Origin of the sequence: Halorubrum wangae (assembly GCF_051194135.1) — an archaeon.
Taxonomy (GTDB): Archaea; Halobacteriota; Halobacteria; order Halobacteriales; family Haloferacaceae; genus Halorubrum.
In genome coordinates this window covers 751070-767340 of the sequence record NZ_JBLZNH010000001.1, presented here as the reverse complement: position 1 = coordinate 767340, position 16271 = coordinate 751070, and the positions used below count along the sequence as shown (strand labels likewise).

The 16271-nt window shown below is 61.0% G+C and carries 14 protein-coding genes and 1 pseudogene; 8 read left to right on the top strand and 7 right to left on the bottom strand.

The annotated features are described in order from the left end of the window. Positions 1-203: 203 nt before the first annotated feature. Positions 204-578 (bottom strand): VOC family protein, encoded by a 375-nt coding sequence (locus ACNS84_RS03945; protein ID WP_435073531.1) that lies wholly within the window; start codon positions 576-578, stop codon positions 204-206. 169 nt (positions 579-747) lie between these two features. Here ACNS84_RS03945 and ACNS84_RS03940 point away from each other — a divergent pair, with 169 nt between their 5' ends. Further along, on the top strand, positions 748-2391 hold the full coding sequence (locus ACNS84_RS03940) for a thiamine pyrophosphate-binding protein (RefSeq protein WP_435073530.1): 1644 nt from the start codon (positions 748-750) through the stop codon (positions 2389-2391). 82 nt (positions 2392-2473) lie between these two features. Here ACNS84_RS03940 and ACNS84_RS03935 read toward each other — a convergent pair whose 3' ends face one another. Then, positions 2474-3265 carry an HpcH/HpaI aldolase family protein gene (locus ACNS84_RS03935; RefSeq protein ID WP_435073529.1) on the bottom strand — a complete coding sequence of 264 codons (792 nt, stop codon included), beginning with the start codon at positions 3263-3265 and terminating at the stop codon, positions 2474-2476. Between the two features lie 401 nt (positions 3266-3666). Further along, the gene (locus ACNS84_RS03930; RefSeq protein WP_435073528.1) at positions 3667-4914 is read right to left on the bottom strand and encodes an MFS transporter; all 1248 of its coding nucleotides are present in this window, start codon (positions 4912-4914) and stop codon (positions 3667-3669) included. A 203-nt stretch (positions 4915-5117) separates the two neighbouring features. On the opposite strand from ACNS84_RS03930, the gene ddh reads away from it, so the two are divergent. From ddh to ACNS84_RS03915, 3 genes are all read left to right on the top strand, one after another. Next, complete coding sequence (ddh, locus tag ACNS84_RS03925) at positions 5118-6047, top strand: D-2-hydroxyacid dehydrogenase (RefSeq protein WP_435073527.1); 930 nt, start codon at positions 5118-5120, stop codon at positions 6045-6047. A 99-nt stretch (positions 6048-6146) separates the two neighbouring features. Then, on the top strand, positions 6147-7316 hold the full coding sequence (locus ACNS84_RS03920; RefSeq protein ID WP_435073526.1) for an acyl-CoA dehydrogenase family protein: 1170 nt from the start codon (positions 6147-6149) through the stop codon (positions 7314-7316). Between the two features lie 58 nt (positions 7317-7374). Next, positions 7375-7785, top strand: a complete 411-nt coding sequence (locus ACNS84_RS03915) for an acyl-CoA thioesterase (RefSeq protein WP_435073525.1) — start codon at positions 7375-7377, stop codon at positions 7783-7785. 28 nt (positions 7786-7813) lie between these two features. Here the strand turns inward: ACNS84_RS03915 and ACNS84_RS03910 are convergent, their stop codons facing one another. Beyond that, positions 7814-8614 carry an enoyl-CoA hydratase/isomerase family protein gene (locus ACNS84_RS03910; RefSeq protein ID WP_435073524.1) on the bottom strand — a complete coding sequence of 267 codons (801 nt, stop codon included), beginning with the start codon at positions 8612-8614 and terminating at the stop codon, positions 7814-7816. Next, positions 8614-9495 (bottom strand): 3-hydroxyacyl-CoA dehydrogenase family protein, encoded by an 882-nt coding sequence (locus tag ACNS84_RS03905; RefSeq protein WP_435073523.1) that lies wholly within the window; start codon positions 9493-9495, stop codon positions 8614-8616. The genes ACNS84_RS03910 and ACNS84_RS03905 overlap by 1 nt, the downstream gene beginning before the upstream one ends. 153 nt (positions 9496-9648) lie before the next feature. On the opposite strand from ACNS84_RS03905, the gene ACNS84_RS03900 reads away from it, so the two are divergent. The 4 genes and pseudogenes from ACNS84_RS03900 (at position 9649) to ACNS84_RS03885 (ending at position 12196) form a co-directional block, all read left to right on the top strand. Beyond that, positions 9649-10818, top strand: coding sequence for a thiolase domain-containing protein (locus tag ACNS84_RS03900; RefSeq protein ID WP_435073522.1), 1170 nt, complete (start codon positions 9649-9651; stop codon positions 10816-10818). Continuing rightward, positions 10815-11777 carry a hypothetical protein gene (locus ACNS84_RS03895; protein ID WP_435073521.1) on the top strand — a complete coding sequence of 321 codons (963 nt, stop codon included), beginning with the start codon at positions 10815-10817 and terminating at the stop codon, positions 11775-11777. The genes ACNS84_RS03900 and ACNS84_RS03895 overlap by 4 nt, the downstream gene beginning before the upstream one ends. Beyond that, positions 11777-11890 (top strand): annotated as a pseudogene (locus ACNS84_RS03890) (zinc ribbon domain-containing protein); the annotation flags it as partial. The gene ACNS84_RS03895 and the pseudogene ACNS84_RS03890, both read left to right, overlap by 1 nt. An 18-nt stretch (positions 11891-11908) precedes the next feature. Next, a complete protein-coding gene (locus ACNS84_RS03885) occupies positions 11909-12196 on the top strand; it encodes a Zn-ribbon domain-containing OB-fold protein (protein ID WP_435073783.1) in 288 nt (95 codons plus the stop codon). Between the two features lie 99 nt (positions 12197-12295). Here the strand turns inward: ACNS84_RS03885 and ACNS84_RS03880 are convergent, their stop codons facing one another. After that, positions 12296-13405 carry a succinylglutamate desuccinylase/aspartoacylase family protein gene (locus tag ACNS84_RS03880; protein ID WP_435073520.1) on the bottom strand — a complete coding sequence of 370 codons (1110 nt, stop codon included), beginning with the start codon at positions 13403-13405 and terminating at the stop codon, positions 12296-12298. A gap of 223 nt (positions 13406-13628) precedes the next feature. Continuing rightward, entirely contained in the window at positions 13629-15578 is a 1950-nt protein-coding gene (locus tag ACNS84_RS03875; RefSeq protein ID WP_435073519.1) for a heavy metal translocating P-type ATPase, read from the bottom strand. Between the last annotated feature and the right edge of the window lie 693 nt (positions 15579-16271).

Here is a 16271-nt window from a genome sequence, read left to right as displayed (position 1 = left end):
ATATAACCCCTGCGGGACGGCCCCTACAGCCTGACAGCGAGGGTGTAGGCGATACTGAACAGTGTGAACCACAGCAACGACCGGAACAACAGTTTACTGTACATGTCTTTGCCAGGCAGAACCGAGTAGAACCGTCGCTCGGTTTCGAGGAGCGTACCGAGAGTGCTTCGCTTGTCGTCTCTCATACCATTAGGCTCGAACGGTTACTCATCGAGCGTTTCGATGAGTTCGACCACGTAGCCTTCGGGGTCGGCCACGAACGCGATCCGAACGCCCTTGTCCGAAAGCGTTCGGGCCTCGTTGACGACTTCGCCCCCGTAGTGTTCGACGAGTTCGTCGACAGTCGCATCCACGTCGTCGACGCCGACGGCGATATGATCGAGTCCGGCTGGCTCGATATTCCGCTCGGTGCCATCGTGTTTAAACTGGATTTCCGTGTCACTCTCGCCAGCGATGTACGTGTTCGTCACGCCGTCAAGATCAAACTCGCGCGTGGGCTCGAGGCCGAGTCCGTCACAGTAAAACGTCAGTTGCGTCTCGATGTCGTCGACCCAGACGGCCGTATGCAATACGTCCATGCCCCCATCATCAATTATCGGGATAAAAACGTACCGGCGTTGGCTACCCCATCGAGAGAAGCGGTCGTCGATCTGCACCATGATCGCTATACGACGGGAGGATACGTTCTCTCGCCTCTATACGTTCTTACCTAAAGCTTTACCCCACTACCCTGCGGACCCCATTTCAATGAAGGTCAATGAGGCCATTATCGACTGCCTGACCGAGAACAACATTGGCACCCTGTTCGGCATTCCTGGCAAGCAGTCGCTACCACTGAACGAATCGATCAGCGAGCGCGATGATATCCGGTTCGTTATGGCTCGACACGAGACGGCCGTCTCCCATCAGGCATGGGGCTTTGCGGAAACGAGCGAGGAGATGGCCGGCACGGTTGTCATCCCGGGACCGGGGGACATGAACGCCATGAACGGATTGAAGAACGCACTGAACGACTGTACGCCGCTCCTCCACATGGCAGTCGAGACCGAACCGGAGATCCGCGGCGGCGACGGGATTCACGAGACGCCTCCGGACACCTACGACAACGTCGTCAAAGAGAACATCACGGTTGAGACCCCACAGAGCACCGTCGCTGAACTACAGCGTGCGATCGACATCGCACAGACGGCCCCGAAAGGGCCCGTCCGGGTAGGTATCCCGAAGAACTTCCTCAAGATGGACGTCACGCTGGCAGAGCAGGGCGAAGTGGAGCCAACGACGTTCAGCGGCGTTCCCGAGGAGAAAGTCGAGGCCGCGGCCGACCTTCTCGCGGACGCGTCGAAGCCGATTATTATCGCCGGGGGCGGCATCCGGGCATCTGGGGCGAGCGACGAACTGCGAGCGGTGGCCGAGCGTCTCGAGGCACCGGTCGTCGTCACGTACAAGGGCAAAGCAACGTTCCCGGACGATCACGAACTGATGGGCGGCGTGCTCTGTGGCGGCACCGGGACCGATGTCAAAGAACTCATCGCCGACGCGGACGCGGCACTCGGTGTTGGGACCGATTTCGACGCGGTCTCGCTCCATAATTGGTCGATCGAAGTTCCCGAGAATCTGATTCACGTTACCCTCAATGCCGACGATATCGGGACCGGCTACGATCCGGCCGTCGGCATCGTCGCCGACGCGGCACGAACGCTCAGTGCACTGGACGACGAACTGAGCCAGCGAACGATTACGGGTGGGACCGGCGTCGAACGGGCTGGCGAAACGCGGTCGGCTGTCGACGCTCGCCTCGAGGAACTGCGCGGAGTGACGGAGGCCCCCTTGACGTCCGTCACGGCGTTGGACGCGATCCGAGAGGGAACGCCGCGAGATGCGATTATCGCCGTCGACGCGGGCGGCTTCCGACTTTGGACGCTCCTGACGTTCCCCGCCTACGAGCCGCGGAACTACGTCAATCCGGGCTCGTGGGCGACTATGGCGTCGGGAGTACCCTCCGCTATCGGAGCGAAACTCGCCAACCCCGAGCAAGACGTCGTGGCACTCACCGGTGACGGCGGCCTGCTGATGTGTGTGCACGAACTGCACACCCTGGCCGACGAGGACATCGACGTGACCGTCGTCGTCCTCAACAACAGCGACTACGCGATTATCAGCGAGGAAGCCGGCCGGAACTACCGGATGGACGAAGGCGAGTACGGATGGGATGACACCCCGGTCTCGTACACCACCGTCGCCGAGGGACTGGGCCTCGACGTCGAGCGGGCGGAAACGCCCGACGAGATCGAAACCGTCGTCGCCGACGCAATAGCGAGCGAGGGACCGACCCTTGTCGAGATCCCGACCGATCCATACGAACCGCAGTCCGGCGTCTGGATGAACGACTGAGATCTGCCGTGCGCGGGTGCCTCTCGACACGACCATCAACTCCCGACGAGAGGCCTAATAAATAGCTCCCCACCGGTGTCGATCAGGAACGGCCGGCGTCGCTCTGTTCGTACGTGTCGCGGATCCGTTCGCCCTGCTCTATCAGCGTCGTCATATCCTTGCCCGCAATCAAGAAATCGAATCCTTGTTCGACGCGATCTGCCACGTCCGCTTCGCGGACGGTGAGTGTGCCGACAGGGATGCCAGCGGTTGCGCCGTCGGTGAGCACGCTGTCGATAGCATCGTTCAGTTCGGGGGCGTCCCACTCGGCGAAGACTCCGAGCGACGCCGACAGGTCTGCCGGCCCCACGAAGAGCGCATCGATGCCATCCGTGTCGGCGATTTCCCTCGCGTTGTCGACTCCGGTCGGCGTCTCGATCTGTGCGATCGTGATCAACGATCGGTGCTCGCTCTTGACATACTCCACGAAATTCTGACCGTAGCCGGCCGCTCGACCAGACGCGACCCCACGGTCACCGTCCGGGGGGTACCTCGTCGCACGGACTAGTTCTTCGGCCGCGTCCGGCGTGTCGATCATCGGGACCATGATTCCGTCTACACCGATGTCGAGAATGCGCTTGATCCGAACCGGGTCGTTCCATGCCGGCCGAACGATCACGGCGAGGTCGTCTGGGGAGGCTGCGGCCGCTCTGGTGAGTTCCGCGACGGTTTCGAGGCTTATCTCACTGTGTTCGGTATCGACGAGCACGAAATCGAATCCCGCCCTCGCCGCGGCTTCTGCGATCATTGGGTGACCGATCGATATCCACGTCCCGAGTGCGTCGCCATTTTTAAACCGGGTTCGGAAGTCGCGGTCGCTCGATTGCTCAGTCATTCTTGCACCCGGCCTTCGGATCGTCGGCGGACTGGTACCGTGGTCTTCGGACGATAGGCTCCGATGAGTGACTACCAAGCGGATCGGTCGGTCGAGGAACAGGCTCCATTAGGTCGCGATACCGATGGGAGTAGCAAAAAGATATAGTTTCATCGATCAACGTGAGCCCTAGAACAAAACACGGCCTACACGATGGGGGAGAGAAGGCTGGTCCGTATCGTACCTGATGACGGCAGGCGGTGTGTCCACTGCGAGTCAGCATCAAATATCGTCAGTCGGATCGGTGATCCGACTGTATCACCCGATGGTCCCCGCACTGTGCGATCCGTGAGTCCGCTGTATTGACCGTGACTTGGTCACAGTAGCTCAACGTCTGAGCGAATCAACAGCGCCAATCCGCCCTATTCGGGTGCATTTTGAGCGGGCTCTGGACGTTCTGGGATCCGGAATGCGAGGACGATCATCCCCATCGCGAGAACGGCCAAAAGCATGAACACCTCGTCGAAGAATCCACGGTCGGCTGCGGCACCGAACAGCGCCGGACTCGTGGCGCCGATGGAAAACGCCACGGAGCGCAACACACCGAATCCCGTTCCTCGCACGTCTTCAGGCAGAGAGCTAAGCAACGATGGTTCGACGACCGTTGCAAACCCGAGCAGCGTGCTCACGAGAGCCGTCACGAGCGTGAGGGTCCAGAGACGCTGCGCGAATGGAAGGGCGAGCAGTCCGATGGTTGGGCCGGTTGCGACAATCGTCAATGATCGCCGAATCCCGAACCGGTCGTAGGCCGCACCTGCGAGCGGTTTGATCAGGATGCCGAGCGCGAAGAACGCACCGAACAAGAGGCTCGCCGCGGTCGTCGAGAGCTCCTTTTCCTCGACGAGATACGTCGGGTAGAAGCTGGTAAACGCCTGCCAGACGAGCAGGCCGAGGATGAGCACCGCAGTGGCGTAAATGACGGACTGCTGTCGGAGTTCGGTGCCGAGGATCCGAAGCGTTTCGACCGAGAAGCCAGTGTCTTTCTCAGACGGTTCCGGAGGCAGAGGCGGGACGATCAGCCACAGGGCGGCGGCAGAGAGCAGGAAAAGCGGTACTGCGAAGCCAAACCCGTATTGCCAGAGGGTGACCGCAGCGATCACGCTGGCAATCGGGGGCATGATCGACTGTCCGGCGTCCTGTGATGCGGCAGTGATACCGTTCGCAGCACCGAGGCGATCCGTGTAGAGTCGTGTGAGGACGGTGTATCGACCGACGGCGTACAGAGCGGTTCCGAATCCGAACAGCGCTGTCGCCGAAAAGAGAATAATCGGAGAGCGGGCAGTGACGACGAGCGTGAGTGTTATGGCGGAGATCAACGCGCTTACCGAGAGCGTCACTCGCTCACCGAACCGGTCTGAGAGAATCCCGCCGGGGAATTGTCCGATCGCATAGGCGAGAAAGAGGGTTGTGAGCAAGAGGCCGGCGCTCGTCAGATCCAGTCCGTAGACGGACCGTAAGTACGGGATCATCACCGGATAGATCATCCGAACGCCTATCGAGAGAAACCAGCCGCCGGCGACCGCAGTGAGCACCTTCCCGCGTCCGCCGCTCCACAGGTCTATCGCGCCGTGCTTGGCTGCGGAAAGCTTCTCCGACGGAGTGGTTCCCACGAGAAACGGGTACCGAGGTAGTATGTATAAGGATTCGGTTCTGTGAAATCGATGCGAGTGCCAGGTCTCCGTTCGAGTGTACTGCTGCTGGAACGGTCCGAAATTCGGAGATACCCGTCGACGTAGAACACGTTGCCGGTCATCCCACTCACTTCGAGTTCCCTGCCCGAATATTGATATGACCACCACTCGGGCGATACATAATGACACGCAAGCCCGACCGACTCGGGGTTCACCAATCTGTCGAGACGATATTCCCCCCTGAAAAGCTGGTTGAATATCTCTCCGACCTCCCCGTAGAGGTATCAGTCGTAGACGAAGCAGGGATCGCGGACTGCGATGCAGTCGTCACACGCAATTACTTCGAGTCGCTGCGTGGTGTAGACTGGATCCACGCGACACAGGCGGGCGTCGATCGATTCCCACTACAGACGCTTGATGACGAGGGGGTCACGCTCACTAACAGTACCGGCATTCACGGTCAATCTGTCGGCGAGACCGTGGCGGGATATCTGCTGGCGTTCGCACGGCGGCTTCACAAGCACATCTCCAATGCGACGGAGCGGAAGTGGGAGCGCCCGGCGTGGGACGAGGCGTTCACTCTCCCCGGCACCACTGCCTGTATCGTCGGTACAGGGACGATAGGCAGTGGCGTTGCGACTATTCTGAGCGGGCTCGGTGTCGAATCGATTGGCGTTCGGCGCTCGGCGGATCCACTTCCGGAGTTCGAGCGAATGTACGCCGTTGACGACCTCCACGAGGCCATCGGCAGCGCGGATTTCGTGATCGTAACCGTTCCGTTGACCGATGCGACTCGAAATCTCTTCGACGCGACGGCATTCGAGGTGATGCGCGACCAGGCGTACTTCGTCAACGTCGCGCGCGGAGCCGTCGTTGACGAATCGGCACTCGTCGACGCACTCGCGAATCGCGACATCGCCGGCGCCGCACTCGACGTCTTCGAGACCGAACCGTTACCGAAGAAGTCGCCGCTGTGGCACATGGACGACGTAATCGTCACGCCGCACTCCGCTGCCTACACCCGTGACTACTATCGTGACATGGGCGACATCGTCCGTGAGAACGTCGGTCGCCTCCAACAAGGGAAGGAACTCATCAATCAAGTGGTTTGACGGCGATGAGCGAACGGCAGTCGGTTCTATCGGGCCCTGATCCGAATCAGGCACAGTGACGGGAGAAACGTTTAGCTGGTCTGGTGGATACTGGGTGGTATGGATTTTGAGCTGTCGGACGAACAGCGGTTAATCCGATCACAAGTCAGGGAACTCTGTGACGAGTTCGGCGACGAGTACTGGCGTGAGTGCGATCTGAACCACGAGTATCCGGTCGAGTTCTTCGAGGCGTTCGCTGCAGACGGTTGGTGTGGTATCACGATTCCCGAAGCGTACGGTGGCCAAGGGTACGGTGTTCAGGAGGCGTCGCTGGTCCAGCAGGAGATTGCTCGCTCGGGAGCGGGGATGGCTGGGACGTCGATTACCGCCCACCACACGTTCAGTACGGAACCGCTGGTGGCCTTCGCAGATGAGGATCACAAGGAGCGGTATCTTCCGAAAATCGCAGACGGGTCGGTGCAGGTCTGTACGGGCGTCACCGAGCCGAATGCTGGGACGGACACCTCCCGTATCGAGACGACGGCTCGACGTGAGGGCGATGAGTACGCCGTCAACGGGCAGAAGATCTGGACGTCGAAGGCCCAGGAGGCGGACGTGATCATGCTGCTCGTCCGAACCGAGCCGCGAGCGGAGAGTGATCGATTCGGCGGCCTCACGCTGTTTTTCACCGATTTCGACCGAGACGCAGAAGGCGTCGACGTCGCCGAGATTCCGAAAGCGGGGCGGGGAGCATCAGACTCAAATGAGGTGTGGTTCGACGAGTTCCGAATTCCGGCCGCGGATCGCATTGGCGAGGAGGGCGAGGGATTCCGCTATCTCCTTCGATTCGCGAACACCGAACGGATCGCGCTCGCATCGAACTCGGTCGGCGTCGGACAGGCGGCGATCGAGAAAGCGGCCGCGTACGCCGGTGAGCGGGTCGTGTTTGACAACCCAATCGGATCGTACCAGGCCGTACAGCATCCGCTGGCGGATTCGTGGGCGAAGCTCGAACAAGACGAATTGATGGTCCGCAAAGCGGCGTGGCTGTACGACAACGACCGCGACTGCGGTGCCGAGGCGAACTCGGTCAAGCTTCGCGCAAGCGAAGATTCGCTGGAGGCGTGTGAGCGCGCCATTCGTGCTCACGGAGGAATGGGATACGCGAGCGAGTACGACGTGGAGCGCTACTGGCGAGAAACGATGATCAACGTCATCGCACCGATCTCAAACGAGATGGTGAAAAACTACATCGCTGAACACGTCCTCGGGCTTCCGAAGTCGTACTGATCCGCGATTTCGCCCCCATCGGATACAACTAAGAGCGGTCGTTTGCTCAGTACAGACCGTGACAGAGTTTAGCTACAGTACCGATATTCAGACGCGATACCGAGATATCGATGGGATGGGACACGTCAACAACGCGGTGTACGTCACCTACCTCGAATCTGCGCGACAAGGGTACTACCGCGACGTGATTGGCGAGCGGCTGGATCAAGTCGACACGGTCGTCGCGCGGTTAGAGATTGATTATGAGGCGTCGATCGAGTTGGAGCAACAAGTCGAGGTTCTGATCGCTATCGAACAGCTCGGCAATTCGAGCATCGGTATGCGCTATGAGATCCGCGCTGACGACGAAATCGCCGCGCGAGCAGAGACCACGCAAGTCGTGATCGACGGCGACACCGGGTCGTCGATGCGTATCCCAGACAAGTGGCGAGCGAAGATCGAATCGAACAGAGAGACGGCTTCCGAGTGACGACCGTTTCGACGGTTGGCTCTCTGTGTTACTCGCCGGTGAACTCCGGCTCTCTGCCGTCGAAGAACGCGTCGATACCCTCGTTTTTGTCTTCGGTGGCAAACGTCTGGACGAACAGTTCCGCTTCGTAATCGAGGCCCGCCTCGAGATCCATACGTGAACTGGCTTTCACCGCCTGCTTCGCGAGTTCAAGGGCGACCGGACTCTTCTCCGCCATCGTGCCGGCCAGTTCGTACACTCGGTCGTCGAGCGAAGCCTCGTCGTACACTTCATCGACGAGACCGATGTCGTGTGCTTCGCTCGTGTCGATCAGTTCGCCACTGAGGATCAGTTTCATCGCCTGGCCCTCGCCGACGAGCCGGGCGAGCCGCTGGGTTCCTCCCCCGCCAGGAATGATTCCGAGGTTGATCTCGGGTTGCCCAATCTTCGCACCTTGGACCGCGATACGGACGTCACAGGCTTGCGCGAGTTCGCACCCGCCACCGAGTGCGTGCCCGTTGATTCGCGCGATCACCGGAACCGAGAGATCGTCGACAATCTCGTACACTCGTGGACGCTTGCTCGCTTCGCGCTGTTCGAGGAGATCCCGCTCTCGGAGTTCGGTAACGTCGGCACCCGCGACGAACGCGTTCGAGTCATCCGCACCGGTAAGGACGACGACGCGAATCTCCTCATCCTCTTCTGCAACCGCGAGCGCGTCTGTCAGGTCGCGTCGCACTTGTTCGTTGAGCGCGTTGCGCGCATCCGGGCGGTTGATCGCTATCGTCGCAACTCGCTCAGCGTCCTCGCCGACCGAGGTCAACAGCGTCTCGTACTCTGAGAAGGACATTATCGACCACCCGTGGTAGCCTCGCTGGCTATTTCACCGTCTTCCCACACGTAGAATCCCTCGCCGGTCTTCTTGCCGTAGTTCCCTGCCCGGACTTTACGTCGAAGAAGTTGTGGTGGTCTGAATCGCTCACCGAGTTCCTCGCGGAGGTACTCAGCGATGTCGAGGCGAACGTCGAGCCCCACGTGATCTGTCAGCTCCAATGGCCCCATTGGGTGTCCGTACCCGGTTCGCAGTGCGGCGTCGATGTCGCTGGGCGACGCAACTCCCTCCTCGACCATTCGGATCGCTTCGAGCCCGTGCGCAATGCCGAGCCGAGAGGATGCAAAGCCTGCCGTGTCACGGACGACGACGGCCTCTTTGTCGAGGCCTTCGACGTACTCGATCGCAGTCGACTCTGTCTCCGCGTCAGTTTGTTCTGCGATGACTATCTCGACCAAATCCATGATGTGGGGTGGATTGAAAAAGTGCAGTCCCACCGCGCGTTCGGGTCGCTCTAACACGCTCGCAACTTCGGTCAAAGACAGTGACGACGTGTTGGACGCCAGTATCGCACTGTCCGGGGTAGCCGCGTCGAGGTCTTCGAACACTTGCTGTTTCAGGTCTAAGTTCTCGGGGACGGCTTCGATGACAAGTTCGGCATCGCCCACCGCCTCGTCGAGATCCGTCGTGCTCTGGATCCGGTCGAGCGCGGCGTCTCGCTCCGCAGCGGAGAGCTTCCCACGTTCGACGCCGCCGGTCATCGTCGACTCGATGTCTTCGAGCGCGGCGGTAAGTTGTTCGTCGTCGATATCCTGGATCACGACGTCGTGCCCGGCTGTCGCAGAAACCTGTGCGATTCCTCTCCCCATGCTACCGCTTCCTATAACTCCGATCTGCATACCAAACCAACCCTACGTCCCGCGAAAAGCTTTTCCCCGCCAGTTGTCGGCGACGTGGCCGAAATAGCCGGTGTCGGTGGGGAGTTTCCTCAGCGAACAGGATGATGTCGCCGGAGCAGAAACGGTTTATAACCCCTATACAAACGAACATTCATGAGAGACGTATATCTCGTGGGCGCAGCCCAATCCGACTTCGGGGCATTTCCACGGGAGTCATACAGATCGTTGTTTGGAGAGGCGTTCGTCGGTGCGGTCGAGTCGATCGATGGCGAGTTTGACAAATCGACTATCGACGAGGCGTTCGTTGGCACACTAGGCGTGGGTGGACGTCAGTTAGGCCTCGGTGGTCCAGCGGTTACTGAATACGTCGGACTCGACGGGGTGCCTTGCACGCGCGTGGAGAACGCCTGTGCGGCCAGTGGAAGCGCACTTCGACAGGCAGTCACCGCTATCCGTGCCGAAACGGCAGACGTCGCGTTGGCGGGCGGATACGAAGTCATGACCGACATGAGCGGTGAGCAGACCCGCTACTGGCTCGGCGTCAGCGGCGAGACCGAGTGGGAGCGAATGGCCGGGACGACGTTCGCCGGCGTCTACTCACAGATGGCCGACGCCCACATGGACAAGTACGGGACGACGCGTGAGCAGCTCTCGCGTGTGGCTGTCAAAAACCACGCAAACGGAGCGAAGAACCCCCACGCACACCTCGGGTTCGAGTGCTCGCTCGAGGATGCGATGAACGGGAAAACCGTCGCCGAACCGCTGAATCTCTACGACTGCTGTCCGACGTCAGACGGCGCGAGCGCTGCGATAGTCGCCAGTGAGTCGGTCGCTCGCGAACTGACCGACAACCCGATCCGAATTACTGGAACCGGTCAAGCGAGCGGCCGTGTGGGTCTGTTCCAGCGCCCGTCGCTGACCGAGATTCCCGCGACCGGAGCGGCGGCCGAACAGGCCTTCGACGACGCCGACGTCACCGTCGACGATATCGACTTTGCCGAAGTACACGACTGTTTCAGCATCGCCGAACTCCTCGCGTACGAAGACCTCGGCTTCTGCGAGACAGGCCAAGCGGGCGAATACATCGAGAGCGGAGCGACGCTCCCCGACGGAGAGCGGCCGGTTAACCTCTCGGGCGGCCTCAAATCGAAGGGGCATCCGATCGGCGCAACGGGCGTCGGACAGGTGACGGAAGTGTTCAAACAGCTCCGTGGTGAGGCAGGTGATAGACAAGTTGACGGGCTCTCTTGTGGGTTGACGCACAATGTTGGTGGATCGGGCGGTGCGGTTGCTGTGCACGTGTTCGAGGAGGGATGGGAATGAACGCTATCGAAAGCTGTGGGGCGTACGTCCCACGATACCGGATCGATGCATCGGAATTCGCGGAGGCGTGGGGATCGTTCCAAGCTCGTGGCGTCTCAGAAAAAGCGGTGTCTGAGAGCGACGAGGACGCTGTCACGATGGCTGTCGAAGCAATTGAAAGTGCACTGGCTACATCGGAGTATTCGCGCGACGAGGTTGGTGCGCTCGCGATGGGGACGACGACGCCACCGGTCGACGAGGGAGACGTCGCGGCACAGGTCGCCGAAATCATCGGCATGCGGCGTTCCGTCGAACTCTCGACACACACGCAGTCGACGCGAGCCGGGACCGCCGCGCTCACCGATGCCATCGAATCGAGGGTCTCGCCGGCTATTGCAGTCGCTGCGGACTGTCCGAGCGGAGCGCCCGACAGCGCAATCGACCACGCCAGCGGAGCGGGTGCGGTGGCGGTTCTGATCGCCGAAGACGGCCCGGTAACCATCGAGGAATCGGCTTCGTACACGCAGGAATTCCCGGGGACCAGGTTCCGTCAACGCGGACAGGTCAATGTCGAGTCGTACGACGCGACGGCGTTCGAACGCGACGCGTACACGTCGGTCATCGCCGGCGCAGTCGACGCACTCGACCGCCCTGGGACGGCTCTCGCTCCCACCGCGCCCGACGGGAGCATGCCGTACCGCGCCGGCCGAGCGGTTGCCGCCGACATGGACGTGTACGAACGAACGTCATCGCTCGGTGACACGGGGGCTGCGAGCTCACTGTTTGGCTTGCTCGCAGCGTGGCAGGAAGGCGAGGACGATGTCGTCGTAGTCGGCTACGGCGACGGAGCAAGTGCCACCGCGATCCGCCTCGACGGGTCGGTCGATGTTGATTGGACCCGCGAAACCAGGTCGATCACGTACGACGAATACCTGCGAAGGCGTGGACATGTGGTCTCCGAAAATGGAGGTGTGAACTGATGGGAGCATACATCAGCGTCCCGACGTGGTGGCGACAGCTCGACCAGCGATACCGACTCGTCCTCGGTAAGTGCCCGGAGTGTGGGACCCACAACTTCCCGCCAGAGGGTGCTTGCAGAGGGTGTAATGAAATGGTCGAATTTGAGGAGGTGACTCCCGACGGCACCGGCGAAATCGTCGCACACACGGTCATCGAGGGGGCCGCGCCGCCGGAGTTCGCCACCTTCGAGAAACAACACGGGCCGATCGGCGTCGTCGTTGTCGAGCTCGACGAAGGAGTCCGCGTTCCCGCAATGCTCGCAGACTGTAACCCCAGAGACTGCGGCCGGGGCGACCGTGTACAGAAAGTTGTCCGTCGGATCTACGAGCAGGAAGGGGTGATCCGATACGGATTCAAATTTACTCCGACGGACGATTGAATCCCAACGGTCGGTTCAATAGCTCGACCCTGTGATCTCTCGGGCGGAGTCGCGACGGAGTCAAGTCCCCACCGACAGGACGACGGGTGAGATGGCCGGTCAGTCAGTTCCGTGACCGTGCTCGGAGTCGATTTCGTGCTCGTGCTCGGCATACCAGCGCGGTTCGGACCACTGGAAACCACCCGCTCGGTAGATGTCGAACACGCCCCGCTCAATGTCGTCGCGAATGATGTCGGCGGTTTCCTCGTCGACGCTCACGAAGTGACACAGGGGATGGCCCGGGTATGCTACCGCATTTTCGAGAACGCCGACGACGAGTCCGGTAGACGGCGCTCGAATCGTCTCGATATCGGTCTTGAAGTGGTCTGAAATGGTGAACAACGGCTCGCCTTCCTCAACGAGCGGGTGTGGGCCCCACTCCATCTCGACGAGCCCGCCGGTCTCGGCGCGGAGCCACGTCTTCTTCCCGTCGCGGGCGACCACGCGGGTCCATCCGGGCCAAGAGACCGGTCGGTCCGGGAGGATTTCGTGTACGGCGAGCACGCTCGCGACGCAGTGGAGCGCCCGATCGAGATGTGCCGTCTGGAATCGATGGGCGCGTCCCATCTCGACCGTGACCGTCGGAATACCGTCCCGACAGGCCACACTCCTGAGCGTCCCACGTGAGCCTTCTCCGTCGAGAATCACGCTCGTGCCGAACGCCCGAGCGAGTCGTTCAACGTCCGGGTTGCGCATGTCGGCACGGACGTGGTACATCGTGGTTCGGTTGCGCGTCGATGTATGGAAGTCAAGGCCGAAATCGCATTTCGAGATGAACTCCTCGTATATCGTGTTCGCAAGCCGCTTGGCCAACGTTCCCCGGGCGTTACCGGGGAACGAGCGATTGAGATCTTCGTCGTAGATGGGGACGTACCGCTGCTGGGCGAGAAAGCCCGGCACGTTCAACACGTGGAGGCAGATAAGCGCTCCATGGAGGTCCTCTGGCTCGTAGCGATCTGCGACCTCCTGGACGATTTTGACACCGTTGAGTTCGTCACCGTGGACGGCTGCGGTCAGGAACACGCACGGACCGTCCGACGCGCCGTTGATGACTGTAACCGGGATTTCGAGTGCGTCTCCATGATACGTCTCACTACACGGGAAACGGAACGAACCCTTCTCTCCCGGCGCAAATGTGCGTCCACCTACGGATACTGACTGCGTCGTCATGGGTATTGTCTCATCGTGAGTATTGTCTCATCGTGTTGGCGTGGCTGGTTCGCCTGTTCTACGATCCCACTCGCTATTGGTGAGGCGGTATTTTCGTTCACGGAGGAGAGAGAGGATCGGCCCGAGATCCAGAACTTCATGGATCTGGTGGACGGCATCGGGTGCTGTGGCCAACTCTCCCGCAATCGTGTGACCGACCCGTAGCTTCCGACAATCAGCGCCCTCATACCGAGAGATCGACCCCTCTGAGACGGCGGGCGTTGACCGCGACGATGATCGTTGACAGCGACATGAACACGGCACCGATTGCCGGCGACAGGAGGATGCCGATGGGTGCGAGAATCCCGGCCGCGAGCGGGAGCGCAATCACGTTGTAGCCAGTCGCCCAGACGAGGTTTTCCTGCATCTTCCGATAGCTTGCCTTCGAGAGTCGGATGAGTCGCACCACGTCCAGCGGATTGTTGTCCACGAGGATGATGTCACCCGATTCGATCGCGACGTCGGTTCCGGAGCCGATCGCGATACCCACGTCGGCTCTGGTCAGTGCCGGGGCGTCGTTGACGCCGTCACCGACCATCGCGACGAGTTTCCCCTCCGACTGGAGTTGCTCTACCTTGGTATCCTTCTCTTCGGGCAGCACTTCGGCGAAGTACTGGTCGATCCCAAGTTCCGCAGAGACAGCGCGTGCGACGTCTTCGGAGTCGCCCGTCAGCATTGCTACCTCGATGCCCATCTCGTGGAGTGCCTTGACGGCTTGTCGGCTCTCCTCGCGGATAACGTCTGCAAGGGCGAAGGCCGCCACAACCTCGGATTCGTCCCGGATGAGGTAGATGACGGTTTGGGCGTTCGACCCGGCTTCCTCGGCGAAGGAGACGATATCGTCGGAGCGTTCAATACCGAATTTCTCAATCAGGTTTGGCCCACCGAGGTGGACCGTGTCGCCGTCGACGACGGCCCGGACACCGAGGCCCCGGAGGTTCTCGAAGTTCGAGACGCTGGCTCGTCGGACACCGCGTTCCTCGGCTGCGGTCCGAATGGCACGCGCGATCATGTGCTCGGAGTCGCCCTCGACACCGGCGGCGATCTCGAGCGCTCGCTCTTCGTCCCACTCACCGGCGATCTGAATCCCGACGACGCCCTGTTCGCCCTTCGTGAGCGTCCCGGTCTTGTCGAATATCACCGTATCGAGAGTTCGAGCCTCTTCCATCGCAATCCGGTCGCGGATGAGCATCCCGTTCTGTGCCGCGGTTGCGGTGTTGATTGCGACGACGAGGGGGACGGCGAGGCCGAGTGCGTGAGGACATGCGATGACCAGGACGGTCACGACGCGTTCGAGGACCCCAATGTTGAATCCGACTGCGGCGACCCAAGCGACGGCCGTAATGCCCGCGACGGCGAGAGCGATGTAGAACAGCCACCCAGCCGCGCGGTCGGCAAGCAACTGCGTGCGGGACTTCGACTTCTGGGCCTCGTCGACCAAGCGCATTATTCCCGCGAGGGTCGTCTCGTCTCCGGTCTTCGTCACACGGACGCGGAGACTGCCGTCCTGGTTGACCGTCCCCGCGACCACTTCGGATTCGGGTTCTTTGTCCACGGGTCGGGACTCGCCCGTAATCATTGACTCGTCGACCGAGGACTCGCCTTCGACGACTTCGCCATCGGCGGGAACCGACGCCCCGGGCCGGACGAGCACGACGTCGTCCTCCGAGAGTTCGGCGACGGGGACGTCCTCGGTATCCCCACTCTCGGTGACGCGTTCGGCGGTATCGGGCATCAGTTTCGCCAGTTCGTCGAGTGCGCCGGAGGCCTGCCTGACTGAGCGCATCTCCATCCAGTGGCCCAAGAGCATGATGTCGATCAGCGTGACGAGTTCCCAGAAGAACGGGGTCGTCCCTTCGAGGAACAGGCTGGCGATGGAGTAGACGAACGCGACGGTGATGGCCAGCGAGATGAGCATCATCATCCCCGGCTCGCGATTTTGGAGTTCGGTGCGAGCCATCGAGATGAATGGCAGACCACCGTACGCGAAAACGATCACCGAGAGAACAGGCGTAATCCAGACGCTCCCGGGGAACGTCGGTGCCGTGTAGCCGAGGACGCCCTGGATGAATTCGCTGAAGATTATGACCGGAACCGAGAGGACTAGCGAGACCCAGAACCGCCGCCGGAACATCTCTTCGTGCCCCGAATGGTCAGTGTGGGATTTGTGACCCTCCTGTCCACCCTCGCGGCCGTGTGCGTCGTGGCTGTGCGCGTCGTGAGTGTGTTCAGTCCCATCGCTGTGATTGTGACCGGTCTCGGTGTCGTTGTTCTCGGAGTGACCTTCGTGTTCGTGGTGTGCGTGTTCGACCGGTTCTTCGGGTTGGGTGCTGGTCCCGCCTGGCCGGTCGTGCGTAGCGTGTTCGGGTGAGGGGGACGGCTCCCTTGTGGAGGAGAGAGTCCTCGCTCGCGTCTCGCGTTCCGACTCTAACTGGCAAATTCGACAACAGTAGACGGCCCCCTCGGAGTGGGGTTCGGGTGAAGAGTCCCCCGGAAGCTCGTAGTCTGAAGGGTTGCTCATGGGTTGGGTGTTGGTACCGCACTCCCATTATCTTGTCTGTGGATTGATACTCTTCGATTGAGGGGGACCGGAACTCGAAAGAGAACGACGGAGGTGGTCGTCCGTGACCATTCTGTGCTGAATGGTCTCTGGCGTGGACGGTGTAGCCAGCGTCCTCATCTCGGGTCTGCTCCCGGGCGTGACTCGGCTCGACGAGTGCGTTGAACCGCTCCGTCTCGACCACTCATCACCGAGCGAATAGAGCGAACATACGTATTCGTCACCGAAGCCGTCGAATATCTTGGCCCCGAACGACTGCCGGAGATG

Bases quoted from the DNA above. Each gene is read 5' to 3' on its own strand.
- ACNS84_RS03900 (WP_435073522.1), top strand. From the start codon at position 9,649: ATGAGAGACGTATATCTCGTGGGCGCAGCCCAATCCGACTTCGGGGCA.
- ACNS84_RS03875 (WP_435073519.1), bottom strand. From the start codon at position 15,578: ATGTTCCGGCGGCGGTTCTGGGTCTCGCTAGTCCTCTCGGTTCCGGTC.
- ACNS84_RS03920 (WP_435073526.1), top strand. From the start codon at position 6,147: ATGGATTTTGAGCTGTCGGACGAACAGCGGTTAATCCGATCACAAGTC.
- ACNS84_RS03880 (WP_435073520.1), bottom strand. From the start codon at position 13,405: ATGACGACGCAGTCAGTATCCGTAGGTGGACGCACATTTGCGCCGGGA.
- ACNS84_RS03935 (WP_435073529.1), bottom strand. From the start codon at position 3,265: ATGACTGAGCAATCGAGCGACCGCGACTTCCGAACCCGGTTTAAAAAT.
- ACNS84_RS03895 (WP_435073521.1), top strand. From the start codon at position 10,815: ATGAACGCTATCGAAAGCTGTGGGGCGTACGTCCCACGATACCGGATC.
- ACNS84_RS03885 (WP_435073783.1), top strand. From the start codon at position 11,909: ATGGTCGAATTTGAGGAGGTGACTCCCGACGGCACCGGCGAAATCGTC.
- ddh (WP_435073527.1), top strand. From the start codon at position 5,118: ATGACACGCAAGCCCGACCGACTCGGGGTTCACCAATCTGTCGAGACG.
- ACNS84_RS03910 (WP_435073524.1), bottom strand. From the start codon at position 8,614: ATGTCCTTCTCAGAGTACGAGACGCTGTTGACCTCGGTCGGCGAGGAC.
- ACNS84_RS03940 (WP_435073530.1), top strand. From the start codon at position 748: ATGAAGGTCAATGAGGCCATTATCGACTGCCTGACCGAGAACAACATT.
- ACNS84_RS03905 (WP_435073523.1), bottom strand. From the start codon at position 9,495: ATGCAGATCGGAGTTATAGGAAGCGGTAGCATGGGGAGAGGAATCGCA.
- ACNS84_RS03945 (WP_435073531.1), bottom strand. From the start codon at position 578: ATGGACGTATTGCATACGGCCGTCTGGGTCGACGACATCGAGACGCAA.